Source organism: Streptomyces sp. NPDC015345 (genome assembly GCF_043078805.1).
Lineage (GTDB): Bacteria > Actinomycetota > Actinomycetes > Streptomycetales > Streptomycetaceae > Streptomyces.
Genome location: NZ_JBIBTX010000011.1, coordinates 43745 through 57530, shown reverse-complemented (window position 1 = coordinate 57530; position 13786 = coordinate 43745). Strand labels below are relative to the sequence as shown.

The 13786-nt window shown below is 72.2% G+C and carries 12 protein-coding genes and 1 tRNA gene; 4 read left to right on the top strand and 9 right to left on the bottom strand.

All coding sequences use genetic code 11. The features are described from left to right. Positions 1–45 precede the first annotated feature (45 nt). Complete coding sequence (locus ACF062_RS34750) at positions 46–636, bottom strand: TetR/AcrR family transcriptional regulator (protein ID WP_223775120.1); 591 nt, start codon at positions 634–636, stop codon at positions 46–48. A gap of 157 nt (positions 637–793) precedes the next feature. On the opposite strand from ACF062_RS34750, the gene ACF062_RS34745 reads away from it, so the two are divergent. Beyond that, the gene (locus tag ACF062_RS34745) at positions 794–4225 is read left to right on the top strand and encodes a S41 family peptidase (RefSeq protein ID WP_392143574.1); all 3432 of its coding nucleotides are present in this window, start codon (positions 794–796) and stop codon (positions 4223–4225) included. Positions 4226–4339: 114 nt separating this feature from the next. Then, on the top strand, positions 4340–4564 hold the full coding sequence (locus ACF062_RS34740; protein ID WP_392143573.1) for a hypothetical protein: 225 nt from the start codon (positions 4340–4342) through the stop codon (positions 4562–4564). 76 nt (positions 4565–4640) lie between these two features. Here the strand turns inward: ACF062_RS34740 and ACF062_RS34735 are convergent, their stop codons facing one another. From ACF062_RS34735 to ACF062_RS34725, 3 genes are read right to left on the bottom strand one after another with little or no spacing between them, the layout of a single operon-like run. Next, the gene (locus ACF062_RS34735; RefSeq protein WP_392143572.1) at positions 4641–5516 is read right to left on the bottom strand and encodes an SDR family oxidoreductase; all 876 of its coding nucleotides are present in this window, start codon (positions 5514–5516) and stop codon (positions 4641–4643) included. Then, positions 5513–6439: an alpha/beta fold hydrolase gene (locus tag ACF062_RS34730; RefSeq protein ID WP_392143571.1), complete on the bottom strand. Its 927-nt coding sequence runs from the start codon at positions 6437–6439 to the stop codon at positions 5513–5515. Before ACF062_RS34730 ends, ACF062_RS34735 begins: the two co-directional genes overlap by 4 nt. After that, positions 6436–8001, bottom strand: a complete 1566-nt coding sequence (locus ACF062_RS34725; protein ID WP_392143570.1) for a flavin-containing monooxygenase — start codon at positions 7999–8001, stop codon at positions 6436–6438. Before ACF062_RS34725 ends, ACF062_RS34730 begins: the two co-directional genes overlap by 4 nt. A 175-nt stretch (positions 8002–8176) precedes the next feature. On the opposite strand from ACF062_RS34725, the gene ACF062_RS34720 reads away from it, so the two are divergent. Beyond that, on the top strand, positions 8177–8803 hold the full coding sequence (locus tag ACF062_RS34720; RefSeq protein WP_392143818.1) for a MerR family transcriptional regulator: 627 nt from the start codon (positions 8177–8179) through the stop codon (positions 8801–8803). A gap of 12 nt (positions 8804–8815) precedes the next feature. On the opposite strand, the gene ACF062_RS34715 is transcribed toward ACF062_RS34720, so the two are convergent. After that, on the bottom strand, positions 8816–9832 hold the full coding sequence (locus ACF062_RS34715; RefSeq protein ID WP_392143569.1) for a DUF6528 family protein: 1017 nt from the start codon (positions 9830–9832) through the stop codon (positions 8816–8818). A gap of 140 nt (positions 9833–9972) precedes the next feature. Further along, a complete protein-coding gene (locus ACF062_RS34710) occupies positions 9973–10764 on the bottom strand; it encodes an exodeoxyribonuclease III (protein ID WP_392143568.1) in 792 nt (263 codons plus the stop codon). 286 nt (positions 10765–11050) lie between these two features. On the opposite strand from ACF062_RS34710, the gene ACF062_RS34705 reads away from it, so the two are divergent. Further along, positions 11051–11575 carry a GNAT family N-acetyltransferase gene (locus ACF062_RS34705; RefSeq protein WP_392143567.1) on the top strand — a complete coding sequence of 175 codons (525 nt, stop codon included), beginning with the start codon at positions 11051–11053 and terminating at the stop codon, positions 11573–11575. A 65-nt stretch (positions 11576–11640) separates the two neighbouring features. Here the strand turns inward: ACF062_RS34705 and ACF062_RS34700 are convergent. From ACF062_RS34700 to ACF062_RS34690, 3 genes are all read right to left on the bottom strand, one after another. Further along, positions 11641–11714, bottom strand: a tRNA-Ala gene (locus tag ACF062_RS34700). An 86-nt stretch (positions 11715–11800) separates the two neighbouring features. Continuing rightward, complete coding sequence (glpR, locus tag ACF062_RS34695; RefSeq protein WP_392143566.1) at positions 11801–13003, bottom strand: gephyrin-like molybdotransferase receptor GlpR; 1203 nt, start codon at positions 13001–13003, stop codon at positions 11801–11803. Positions 13004–13220: 217 nt separating this feature from the next. Then, positions 13221–13781: a GNAT family N-acetyltransferase gene (locus ACF062_RS34690; protein ID WP_392143565.1), complete on the bottom strand. Its 561-nt coding sequence runs from the start codon at positions 13779–13781 to the stop codon at positions 13221–13223. Between the last annotated feature and the right edge of the window lie 5 nt (positions 13782–13786).

Genomic DNA, 13786 nt, shown 5'->3' with positions numbered 1-13786 from the left:
CGTGAGCGGTCGCGTCAGGTACGGGGGTGTCGCGAGAGGGGCTGGTCAGACGCCGAGGGCGGGGAGCACCACGGCGTCCAGGTACGAGGCGAGGAAGGCCTGGTCGACCGGGCGGTCCTCGATGAGGTCCCGGGCGACGAAGCCGCCGACCATCATGTGTACGACGTACTCGAGGGCCGGATTGTCCGCGGCGACCTCACCGCGCTCCACCGCTCTGCGCAGCAGGGCGTTCAGGCCGGTGAGCTCCGGCTCGATGAGGAGGTTCCGCAGCGCCTGGTGGAGCTCGGGGTTCTCGTGCACGGCGTGGAACAGACCCCGCATCAGCGCGGCGTCCTTCTCCATCTGGCAATCGTCCGAGCGGGCCACCATCTCGTTCAGGTCGCCGCGCAGCGACCCGGTGTCGATGTCCGCCAGCGACGCGGGTTTGTTGTGCCGCAGCGCCTTGGCGACCAGTTCGGGCTTGCTCCCCCACTGGCGGTAGAGGGTGGCCTTGCTGGAGCGGGTGCGGGCCGCCACGGCGTCCATGGTGAGGGCGTCGTAGCCGACCTCGCGGAGCAGGTCGAGCACGGCCTCGTACAGTTCGGCCTCGCGCTCGGGCGTGATCCTGCTGCGCCGCGCGCTCGCCGCCTCAGCCATGGTCCCCACCTCTTGCTCGTATGAACTCGTACGAAACGGTTTCGTACACGGTCACCGTACCCAGCCGCCCAACGAAACGAAACTGTTTCGTACGTGGTCTGGGTCACGTGCCCGGTCACGAGTTGCCGGGGCCCCCGGAGCGGAAAAGCATGGTGAGGTGACCGACGAGCGCGACGAAGCCCAGGCAGCACAGGCCCGCCAGACCGACCGGGCCTACCTGCGATTCCCCCATGTCAGCGGCGACCGCCTCTGTTTCGCCGCCGAGGACGACCTCTGGGTGGCCCCCCTCACCCCCGAGGGCGTCCCCGCCGACCGGGCCTGGCGGCTCACCGCGGACCGGACCAAGATCGGCCACCCCCGCTTCTCGCCGGACGGCCGCCACATCGCGTACACGAGCTGGCGCAGCCTCGACCCGGAGATCCATCTGGCGCCGGTGGCCGGCGGGCCCTCGCGCCGCCTGACGTACTGGGGCAGCACCGACACCCGGGTCTGCGGCTGGTCGCCCGACGGCCACATCCTCGCCGTGTCCTCGCACGGCGAGCCCTTCTCGCACTTCTGCTTCGCCTACAGCGTGCCGACCGACGGCTCCCCCGGCGGCAAGCTGCCCTGGGGCCCGGTCGCCGACATCGCGGTCACCGACACCCTCACCGGCGCCCCCGCCGACGGCGGCACCGGCGCCTGCGACCGCAAGACGCTCCTCCTGACCGGCAAGCCGCCCCACGAACCGGCCGCCTGGAAGCGGTACCGGGGCGGCGCGACGGGCCGCCTGTGGATGCACGGCAAGCGGATCCTCGCTCACCTCGACGGCCACCTCGACTCCCCCATGTTCGTGGCCGGACGCATCGCGTTCCTCTCCGACCACGAAGGCGTCGGAAATCTGTACTCCTGTCTCCCCAACGGCTCCGACCTGCGCCGCCACACCGACCACGACGCCTTCTACGCCCGGCACGCCGCCAGCGACGGCACGCGCGTCGTCTACCAGTGCGCGGGCGAGGTCTGGCTGGTCGACGCGCTCACCGCGGACTCCGCGCCGCGCCGCCTCGACGTGCGGCTCGGCGGGCCCCGCTCCGGGCGGCGGATCTACCAGGTGCCGGCCGCGCAGCACATCGACGCGCTCTCCGTGGACACGACGGGGCGGGCCAGCGCCGTCGTCGTGCGCGGCAGCCTCTACTGGCTCACCCACCGGGACGGCCCGGCCCGCACGATCACCGACACCCCGGGCGTACGCGTGCGGCTGCCGGAGATGCTGGGCACCGGCGGGCAGGTCGCGTACGTCACCGACGCCGACGGTGAGGACGCCGTCGAGATCGCCGGTCTGCCGCGCGCCACCGGCGACCGCAGGCCGCGCAGGCTGGTGACCGGTGGCCTCGGCCGCGTCCAGGAGATGGTCTCCGACCCCGACGGCGAGCGCCTCGCCATCGCCTCGAACGACGGCCGCCTCCTGCTCGTCACGGTCTCCGACGAGCAGGAGACCGCCGCCATGAACCGCAGGCTGCGCGAGGTCGGGGAGACCGCCCCCGAGGCCCCGGGGGAGACCGAGGCCGACGCCGGGGACGTGGAGAGGACCGAGGCCGCCGATGTCACCGAGGTGATCCGCTCCATCAACGGGCCGGTACGCGACCTCGCCTTCTCCCCCGACGGCACCTGGCTCGCCTGGTCGCACCCGGGCATCGGCCGCTCCCTGCGGCAGATCAAACTGGCCCGCATCGCCGGGCCGGGTCCCCGCACGATCGTGGACGTCACCAACGGCCGGTTCGAGGACGAGAACCCCGTCTTCACCCGCGACGGCCGCTACCTCGCCTTCCTCTCCTGGCGCGGCTTCGACCCCGTCTACGACGTGCACACCGGCGACCTGTCCTTCCCGCTCGGCTGCCGCCCCTACCTCGTACCGCTCTCGTCGGCGATCCCCTCCCCCTTCGCGCTGCTGCCCGACGGGCGCCCGGCGGCCGGCGGCCTCGACCCGGCCGACGACAACCGGGGCGACGGCACGACGACGGTGGAGACCGAGGGCCTGGAGGCACGGGTCACGCCCTTCCCGGTGGCGGCGTCGAAGTACTCGGCCCTGCAACCGGTCAGCGGCGGCGGCCTGGTCTGGCTGCGCTGGCCGATCTCGGGCGCGCTCGGCGAGACCTTCGCCAATCCGGCCGACACGTCGGGCCGCCCCACCTTGGAGCACTTCAACATCGCCAAGGCGAAGAAGTCCCAACTCGTGCAGCACCTGGACTGGTTCGCGCCGAGCGGCGACGGCACCCGGCTCGTCGTCGTCGACGAGGGCGACCTGACCGCCGTGCCCGCCACCGAGCAGGGCGACAGCGACACCACGGTCTGGATCGACCTGCGCCGCATCCTGCACGAGGTCGACCCGGGTGCCGAGTGGCGCCAGGCGTACGAGGAGGCGGGCCGGATCATCCGCGCCTACTTCTGGGACCCGGGGATGAGCGGCGTCGACTGGGACGGGGTGCTCGCGCAGTACCGGCCGCTGGTCGAACGCGTCGCGTCCCCGGACGAGTTCGCGGACCTGCTCCGTGAGGTCCTCGGCGAGCTGGGCACCTCCCACGCCTACGTCTCCCCGGCCCGCCGCAACGAGGGCCCGCCGCACTACCAGCGCGCGATGGGCCTGCTCGGCGCCAATCTCGTACGCAGGGACGAGGGCTGGCTGGTGAAGCGGATCCTGCCCGGCGACTCCTCCGACTCCAAGGCGCGCTCCCCGCTCGCCGGTTCGGGCATCCGCGAGGGCGCCGTCCTCACCCATGTCGACGGCCGCCCCGTCGACCCGGTGACCGGCCCCTACCCGCTGCTCGCGGCGGCGGGCGGCACGACCGTCGAGCTGACGTTCCGCCCGGCGGAGGGCGAGGGGCGCCCGCGGCGGGTCGCCATCGTCCCGCTCATCGACGAACGCCCGCTGCGCTACCAGGACTGGGTGGCCAAACGCCGTGAGGTCGTCCGGGAGTTGAGCGGCGGCAAGTGCGGATACCTGCACATCCCCGACATGGGCGGCTCCGGCTGGGCGCAGTTCAACAGGGACCTGCGCCTGGAGGTGTCGCGGCCCGCCCTCATCGTCGACGTGCGCGGCAACGCGGGCGGCCACATCAGCGAGCTGGTGGTGGAGAAGCTCACCCGCAAGATCCTCGGCTGGGACCTCACGCGCAACGCCCAGCCCGTCTCGTACGCCTCCAACGCGCCGCGCGGCCCGGTGGTGGCGCTGGCCGACGAGGCGACCTCATCGGACGGCGACATGATCACGGCGGCCTTCAAGCTGCTGGGGCTCGGCCCGGTCGTCGGGCAGCGCACCTGGGGCGGCGTGGTCGGCATGACCGGACGGCACCGGCTCGGCGACGGGACGGTGATCACGGTGCCGATGAACGCGGGCTGGTTCGACGCGTACGGCTGGTCCGTGGAGAACCACGGCGTGACCCCCGACATCGAGGCGCTGCGCACGCCGCTGGACTGGGCGGAGGGGCGGCACGCCCAGCTCGACGACGCGGTGCGGGTGGCGCTCGACCTCCTGGAGCGGCACCCGGCGGTGGCCCCGCCCGGCTACTCCGACGTGCCTGACCGTCGGCGGCCTCCGCTGCCGCCCCGCTCCTGACGCACCCGCCGATGCTCCCCTGACGCTCCGTAGTTGATCGAAATGCGGCGAATGTCCACCCATGTAAATCTGGTCGAGGCCCCAACCCCCTCACCCACAACGGGAGTGAACAGCATGGGCATCAAGGACCAGTTCCAGGACAAGGCTCAGGACCTCGCCGACAAGGCCAAGAGCCGCGCGGGCGACAAGGACAAGGCGCGCGAGCGCGGCTCGCAGGCCCGTGACGACATGCGCGAGCGCGGCACCCGGGCCCGGGACGAGGCGTCGGAGCGGTCCTCGCAGGCCCGTGACACCGCGCGCGAACAGCGGGACAGGTTCGAGCAGGACTACGACATCTGACCCGCGGCGCACCCACGCGCGAGAAGGCCCCCGGGACGCCGGGGGCCTTCTCGCGCGACCGCGGAGGCCGGACCGCTCAGCTCGCCCGCGCCGCCTCGTCCGCCGAACCGCCCGCTCCCACCAGGCCCGTCGGCACACTGGCGAGCCGTGGTTCGAAGCGCCGCATCTCGCGCTGCCCGACCGCGCCGATGACACCCGGCAGATAGCCGCGAATGCCCTGCATGCCCCGCAGCCACCACTGCGCGTACACATGACTGGAGCGCCGTTCGATGCCGGCGACGATGCGGTCCACCGCCGGGCCGAGTGGATACGTCTTGTTGGACGGCCACGGCAGCCGCTGGCGCAGCTCGCGCATCACCTCGTCCTGGTCCGCGCCCCGCACCATGTCGGTGTCCGTCCAGGACAGATAGCCGACGCCGACCTTGACGCCCTTGTAGTCGACCTCGGCGCGCAGCGCGTGCGCGTACGCCTCGACGCCCGACTTCGACGCGCAGTACGCCGTCATCATCGGCGCCGGCGTGATCGCGGCGAGCGAGGCGATCTGGAGCAGATAGCCGCGGCTCTCCATCAGGACCGGCAGGAAGGCGCGGGCGGTGACCGCGCTGCCGATGAGGTTGACCTCGATGACGCGGCGCCACGCCACGGGGTCGGACTCCACGAAGGGCCCGCCGCCGGCCACGCCCGCGTTCGCGACGACGATGTCGACCTTGCCGAAGCGCTCCTTGACCTCTCGCGCGACCCGCGCCATCGTCTCGTGGTCGGTGACGTCCGCGTGCCAGTGGTCGGCCTCGGTGTGCAGCCGCTGCGCCACCTGCTTCAGCTCGTCCGGCTCCAGGCCCACGAGCGCGACCTTCGCGCCGCGCGCCGACAGCTTTCGGGCGAGCAGCTCACCGACCCCGCGCGCCGCGCCCGTGACGACCGCGACCTGTCCCTCCAGGCTGACCCTGCTCATGCGCCCTCCTTCACCTGTACGTACGTTGCGACGAGTTCCGCTATGCGTGCCGTGACGGCGTCCGGTGCCTCGATGGGCGTCATGTGCCCGACCCCGGCCAGTTCGGTGAGCCCCACGCAGTCGGGCAGGGCGGCGGCGATCCGCCGCGCGTGCACGACGGGGGTGAGCCGGTCGGCCAGCCCCGCGAGGACGGCCGTGGGCACGCGCAACGCGCCCACCTCGACATCCAGTTCGAGCGTGGCGAGCACATGGGACCAGCCGTGGCGCACGGCGGTCGGGCAGGCGTGCACGATCCGCGCGCACGCGTCGACCTTGTCCCGCGCCGAACCGGGGCCCATGGTCCCGTACTTGAGGATGCGGCGGGACAGCGGCGTGACGGGCCCGAGCGGCGCACGTGAGCCGAGCACGGACCGCGTGATCCGGGTCCGCACCCGCCCGGCACGCAGCGGCACCACCATCGACTCGGCGACCAGGCTCGAACTGCCCGTGCTGCACAGCAGGACGGCGGCGGCGTGCTCCCGGAAGGTCTCGCGCCCGCCCGCGGCCATGATCGTCATGCCGCCCATGGAGTGCCCGACGAGCACGGCCTTCTCACCCGGCGCGAGCGTCGCCGCGAGGACCGCTTCGAGGTCGTCGGCGAGCGCCCGCGTGCTGTACCCCTCGGGGTCCGCGGGCGCGGCGCTGCGCCCGTGTCCCCGCTGGTCGTACGTGATGACCCGGTGGTCACCGCTGAGGGAACGTATCTGCGCGGCCCAGAAGGCCGTCGAGCACGTCCAGCCGTGGGCGAGCACCACGGCGGGCGCTTCCTCCGGACCATGTGCCTCGACGTGTATGCGGGCCCCGTCGGCGGAGACGGCGGTCAGTTCGCGCGCGGGGGCGGGCGGCGCGTAGGGCCCGTCCGCGAGGCGGGTCAGCCTGCTCATGCCCCGGCCTCCACCTTCGCGCCGTCGGACTCCCTCTTCTTGTGGGACGGCGGTGTCTCCTTCGGCGCCCGCAGCACCTCGTACTCGTTGAGGTCCACGCGCCGCGTCGCCGCCCGGAACTCGGTGGTCGTGCCGGGCCAGACGGTGGTGTTGACGCCGTTCGCGTCGAGGTACCAGCTGGTGCAGCCGCCGGTGTTCCACACGGTGCGCTTCATCCGCTCCTGCACCCGGCGGTTCCAGGCGCTCACGGCGCTCGGGCGGGCGGCGAGCGCGGCGCGGCCTCCGAGGACGTCCAGCTGGCGCAGGTAGTCGGCCATGTAGTTCAACTGGGACTCGATCATCAGGATCATGGAGGAGTTCCCGAGCCCGGTGTTGGGACCGATGATCGTCATCCAGTTCGGGAAGCCGGCGGCGGTCGCGCCGCGCAGCGCGTTCATGCCGTCCTTCCAGGTCTCCATGAGGGTGAGCCCCTCGTCGCCCACGACGCGCTCGGCGATCGGCATGTCCGTGACGTGGAATCCGGTGCCGAAGATGATCGCGTCGACCTCGGCCTCGGTGCCGTCGGCGGCGACGACCGTGTTGCCGCGCACCTCGGCCAGACCACTGGCGACGACGTCCACATTCGGCTTGGCGAGCGCCGGGTAGTAGGTGTTGGAGAGCAGGATGCGCTTGCAGCCGATGCGGTACGTGGGGGTCAGCTTGGCCCGCAGCGCCGGGTCCTTGATGGCGCGGTACATGTTCCGCTTGGCGAGCTGTTCCACCATGCCGAGTTCGTTCGGCCGCTTGGTGAACGCCTGGACCTGCAACTCCCGGATGCCCCACAGGAGTCCGCGCCGGGCCTGGGTGGTGAACGGCAGCTGCTTGTGCAGCCAGCGCTCCACGCCGGTGATGGCACGGTCCGCGCGCGGCATCACCCACGGCGGCGTGCGCTGGAAGAGGGTGAGCCGGCCGGCCTTCTTCTGTATCTCGGGCACGATCTGGATGGCGGAGGCACCGGTGCCGATCATCGCGACGCGCTTGCCGCTCAGGTCGTAGTCGTGGTCCCAGCGGGCGGAGTGGAAGACCTTGCCGGGGAAGGTGTCGATGCCCGGGATGTCCGGCGTCTTGGGGTCCGAGAGCGGCCCGGTGGCGGAGACGACGACGTCGGCGGTCAGGACCCCGCCGCTGGTCTCGATGACCCAGCGCAGCCGGGCGCCGTCCCAACGCATCAGCTCGACCTCGGTGTTCAGGCGGATGTGCGAGCGCAGCCGGAAGGTGTCGGCGACATGCTCCAGGTACTCCCGGATGTGCTCCTGCCCGGAGAAGGTGCGCGGCCAGTCCGGGTTGGGCGCGAAGGAGAACGAGTAGAGGTGCGAGGGCACGTCACAGGCGCAGCCCGGATAGCTGTTGTCCCGCCAGGTGCCGCCCACCGCGCCGGCCCGCTCCAGGACGACGAAGTCGGTGATGCCCTCCCGGCGCAGCCGCACGGCGGCCCCGAGGCCACCGAACCCGGAACCGATCACCGCCACCCGTACGTGCTCGTGCTCGCGCCCCTGCTCAGGGCCACGCTCGCGCTCGGCCATGCCGCCGCCTCCCGAAGTACACGACTCTGCCAGTAACTACTGGCGCAATGGGGAGAGTAGAACACGTACGTACTCATGGGTAGGGGTCGGCCAGCGAAAGTTACCGACGGTACGACATAGGCTTCCCCCCGTGGCAGACCAAGGGGAAGGCGAAGGCGGCGTCCGCGAATACCGCATGGCGGAGCTGGCCGCGGAGGCCGGCATCACCGTGCGCACCGTGCGCTTCTACCGTGAGCGCGGGCTGATCCCGCCGCCGCGCCGCGAGGGCCGCATCGCCTGGTACGACGAGCACCACCTGGCGAGGCTGCGCACGATCGCCGCGCTCCTTGAGCGCGGCCACACCCTGAACGGCATCGCCGAGCTGGCCGACGCCTTCGAGAAGGGCCGCGACGTCGGCGAACTCCTCGGCCTCGGCGAGCCCACCGAGGAACAGCCGGTCCGCCTCACCCCCGAGGAACTGGCCGACCACTTCGCGGGCGAGGTCACCCCGGAGAACCTCGTCGCCGCCCTGGACCTCGGCTATCTCGGCACGGACGGCGACGAGCTGGTGCACATCAGCCGCCGCCTCCTGGACGCGTCATCCACCCTCGTGCGCAAGGGAGTTCCGCTCGCGGCGGTCCTGGAGGCGGGGCAGCGGGTGCGTGAACACGCTGACGCGCTGGCGGAGTTGTTCGTCACCGTCCTGCGCGACCACGTCCCCGCCACCGCCGAGACGGACCTCGACGACCTGCGCCCGGTGGCCAAGGCCGTGGTGGAGGCGGAGCTTTCGATGGCCCTGGACCGCCGCCTCAAGAAGCCCTGACCGGCGGAACCCTCACCGCGGCAGCCACCACCGCGCCTTGTAGATCCCGCCGCCGACCAGCTTGTAGCCGCTCGCGGGCCGATGGACGCCGACCGTCGTCGTCCACCACGTCTCCCCGAGGCCGCGCTCGGGCACGGTGCTCACGACCTGCCCGGTACGGGGATCGTCACCGACGGCCTTCACCGACTTCCGCGAGATCTCCCCGGCCCCGGCGAAGTCCTGCACGAAGGCCCCGCCGCTCATCTCGTACTGGAAGACGGCCGCGTTGGTCGTCACCCACAGCCGCCCCGGCCGCCCCGCCACCGGAAAGAGATCGTGCCCGCCCGGCGTGCGGCCCGGCGTCCCCACCGGCAGGCCGACCGCAAAGGTCGGCGTCAGGGCGGGCCGCGCGGCGGTGCCGCCCACCTCGTACGCCACCAGCTCGTCGTCGCCGATGGCCCACAGCACCCGCCGCGCGCCGTCCCAGTGCAGCCCGTGGGCGCCCTTGAGCACGGCCTCCGCGTACCGCTTCGCGCGCGGGCCCTGCGAAGCCGCGTACAGCCGCACGAGCGCGCCCGTGCTGCACGCGACGGCCACATTGCCGTCGGGCAGGATCTCGGCGCTGTGCGGATTGAACAGGTCGTCCCCGGGCCCGAGCCCCGTGCCCCAGTACCGCCGTCCCGACGGATGCTCGACGACCGCCACGAAGCCGAACGACGCCGTTGTCAGCACATACGTACGCTTCCGGTGCACCCGCACCTTCGCCTCGCACGGATACACCCAGCTCACGTCGGGTTGGAGGTCCCCGTACCGCGGATCGCCGAGCGGCGAGAACTGCCACCGCACCACCGACGGGTCGGCGGCCGGGTCCCACACGCGCCGCCGCGGGTCGAGGACGAGGATGCGCCTGGACGCCTGCTCGGTCAGCAGCACCGGCGGCGTCCCGGCCGGGACCGGACTCCCGCTCGCCCCGTGCGCCGCCGCGGCGGGCAGCGCCGCCGCGATCCCGGCCCCCGCGGCGCCCAGCACCACGGCTCGTCTCGTAGGCATGGCCGACACGAAGTACCCCCGGATCCACGGCAGTTGGTCGTGTACGCGACCGCAATCTGCCATGCCGGGCGGGGCCCGGGACAGCCCTCTGCCGGACTTTGTGACCGTGTCCCGCCGAGGACCACCCCCCTGGCGGACGCCTACAGGTCGTAGACCACGGTCACGGGCGCGTGATCGCTCCACCGCTCCGCGTGCGTCGCGGCCCGCTCCACGTACGCCTTCACGGCGCGCTCGGCGAGGCCGGCCGTCGCGACGTGGTAGTCGATGCGCCAGCCCGTGTCGTTGTCGAAGGCGCGCCCGCGGTAGGACCACCACGAGTAGGGCCCCTCCACACCGGGGTGCTGGGCCCGTACGACGTCCTCGTACTCCTCGAAGACCTCGCTCATCCAGGCGCGCTCCTCCGGCAGGAACCCGGAGTTCTTCTTGTTGCCCTTCCAGTTCTTGAGGTCGGCCTCCTGGTGGGCGATGTTCCAGTCGCCGCAGACGACGACGTGGCGCCCGTCGGCGGCGGCCCGCACCTTGAGCTCCTTCAGGTAGACGAGGAACTCCGCCATGAACCGCACCTTCTCGTCCTGCCGCTCGGTGCCGACCTCCCCGGAGGGCAGATACAGGCTCGCGACGGTGACACCCGGCAGGTCGGCCTCCACATAGCGCCCGCTGCCGTCGAACTCGGCCGACCCGAAGCCCACCCGCACCCGGTCCGGCCCGCGGCGCGTGTACAACGAGACACCGGCGCGGCCCTTCGCCGCGGCGGGCGCGTGCACGACATGCCACCCCTCGGGCGCACGGACCTCGTCCGGCAGCTGCTGCGGCTCGGCGCGCACCTCCTGGAGGCACAGCACATCGGCCGTGGTGTCGCCGAGCCACTCGACGAACCCCTTCTTGGCAGCGGCACGCAGCCCGTTCACGTTCACAGAGGTCACTGTCAGCACAACACTCGCCTTACTCTCCTCCGGCGTCTTCTCCCGGACCGCCGATCAGACTCCCACACGGCCGACAGTGACCCGTGCCGCCGGCACGGTGAGCAGAGGCCGCCTCCCCCTGCCGCCCGCACCGCTGGGCCTGCCTGCCGTCGTGCCCTGCGCGGCACGGCCCCAACCGCTTCAGGAGAGCAACGTCACACCCGGGGCTCCGACGAAGGGCCCTGCCGCCCGCCGCCCCCTCCCGGCACACTGAAACTCGCCCCCGCTCCCTCCGTATAGAAGTACGATGCCTCGCATGACTATCCAGCCCACCGACACGGCCACCACCGCCGCCACCGGCGTCCACCTGCGCACCGTCACCTTCGCCCACCCCGACGCCATCGCGCTCAACGACCGCGTCCAGCTCGAATACGCGGAGCGCTACGGCGACGAAGGCGACGTCACCTTCCTCGACCCGTCGATGTTCACGCCGCCCCGGGGCCTGTACCTCATCGCGTACGACGGGAACGGCACCCCGCTGGCCACGGGCGGCTGGCGCGCGATGGACGAGAACGGGGAGGGGTACGAGAACGGCGACGCGGAGCTCAAGCGGATGTACGTCACACCCGAGGCACGTGGCCTCGGCCTCGCCCGGCGCATCCTGGCGGCCCTGGAGGCGGACGCCAAGGCGGCGGGCCGCGTACGGATGGTCCTGGAGACGGGCACGAAGCAGCCCGAGGCGATAGCCCTCTACGCCTCCAGCGGCTACACCCCCGCCCCGGCCAAGTTCGGCCACTACCGCTTCGACGACCTGAGCCGCTGCTACGCGAAGGCGCTCTGAAGGACGCGGGGCACGACGCAAAGATCCCGCCCAGTTCGATGAACTGGACGGGATCTCATGTGCAGTGGACCTGTGGGGATTTGAACCCCAGACCCCCTCGATGCGAACGAGGTGCGCTACCAGACTGCGCCACAGGCCCTTGCAACGAGTGAAACTCTAGCATCCCGATCGGGGTGCTTGGAAATCCGTTCCTGGCTGGTCAGCCGGGGCGGACCCCGCGGCGCCTCACTCGTTGGCGGCGCGGGGCCGGTCCCCGTCCTCGTACTGATCGAAGAGCGGCGTACGACCGCGCTCGCGGGCCCGTCGCGCGGACGCGGCCCGGCGCTTGTCGCTGCGTCCCCCGGCCGCGTCGGAGCCCTCGGCCGCGTCGATGTCTCCGGCGGCCGCGGCGGCACCCGTGGTCCCGGCGCCGCGCCGCGCCTCGTCGGCGGCGGGCTCCGCCGTGCTGGAGCGTGCCGAGCTCCAGGTGTCGGGGGCGCCCAGGTCGACGCTGCCGGTGGCGCGCGGGGCGACCGGCGCGGTCACGTACGTCGGCAGGGGCACCGGGACCGGGTCCCAGCTGTCGCCACGGCCGGGCCCGCGCTGGCGCTCGCGCTGCTGGTCGACCCACTCCGCGTGGTCGGTCTGCTCGACGAGGGCGCGGCGGTCGGCGGCGAGCGCCGACAGGCCGGTCTCCGTCTCGGGCGGCTGCTGCGCCTCCCGCTCCTCGTCGACGGCGGGCTCCGCGCTCGCGGGCCTGCGCCGGGGCCGGTTCTCCCGCAGCCGCTGCGCCGCGGCCTCGGCCCGGCGCCGGTCCATCGTGTACGTGAAGCGGCGCCGCTCCTGGCCGCGCAGATAGACGATGTAGGCGCTCAGCAGCACGGCGGGCGCGGCGGGCGCCCACAGGAAGGCGAGGCCGCCCACCCCGGCGACGACCGCTCCGGCCGTGAAGGCGAGGAAGAGCAGCATCGTCGTGCGCCGGCGCCGGGCGAGGACCTTCGAGCGCCTGGCACGCGCGGCGGCCTCGGCCGAGGCGGCGCGCTGCGCGGGCGAGGCCTTGGCACGCGGCGGCTGTTCGCGTTCCGGTTCGGCGTCGGGGTGCGCCTGCTGACGGGCCGGAGGTTCACTCCGCGCCGCGACAGGCTCCGCCCGGTCCGCCTGGGGCTCCACCCGTTCCGTGGGAGGCACGGCGAAGGCCCGGACGTCCACCGAGCCGGTGGCGTCGTCCGGTTCACCGCGCGTCTCCCCTTCTTCGGGCGAGCGGGCTTGCAGGTCCTTGGCGTATCGGCGCTCCATGCCCGCCCGTCCGGACAGCAGCCGGATGGCGGTGCTGAAGCGTTCCGTCGGACGGGCTTCGTTCAGCTCGTCCTGCCTACGGAGCCACATCGGCACCAAGTAGGCGGCCCAGGCCCCGACGATGACTGCGTAGATGAGGCCGCTGCTGCTCACGCTCACACGGTAGAGGGGTTTGGTTGAGGCCATCTGCCAATTGCGCCGGTGTGTCGCACGATCCGGCTGATATCTCGAACTTTTTTTGTGACTGATGCGATCAACAGGAGGCCGTCAGCGTGAAATTAATGCCCGGGACAAGGCTCATACGAGTCTCAGACGGACGATCGGCGATCAATTTCGAACACTTATTTCATTTGCCCAGGCGAGTGGTCGGCTAGGCGGTGTTCCGAGGTCGCGCCTGGTGCCAGCGGCGCAACAACCCTTCCGGCACCTCTTCGGCGGTGAGCGCGAAGACAAGATGATCGCGCCAGGCACCGTCGATGTGAAGATACCGTGGACGCAGCCCCTCCTCGCGGAATCCGAGTTTCTCCACGACCCTGCGGCTCGGCGTGTTCTCGGGCCGAATACAGACCTCGATACGGTGCAGTCCGACCGAGCGGAAGCAGTGGTCGACGGCGAGCGCGACGGCGGTCGGCATCACGCCGCGGCCCGCGACGGACTCGTCGACCCAGTAGCCGACGTGGCCCGAGCACATCGATCCCCAGGTGATCCCGGCGACCGTCAGCTGCCCGACGAGGCGGCCCTGGAACTCGATGACGAACGGCAGCATCCGGCCCGCGCCCGCCTCGGCGCGCAGATGGCGGACCATCTGCCGGTAGGTGGGGCGGTGCACGATCGGGCCGCCGGCCGTGGGCGGCGGGATCGTCGCCTCCCAGGGGCGCAGCCAGTCGCGGTTGCGCCGGTTGACCTCGCGCCAGGCGCGCTGGTCGCGCATCTTTA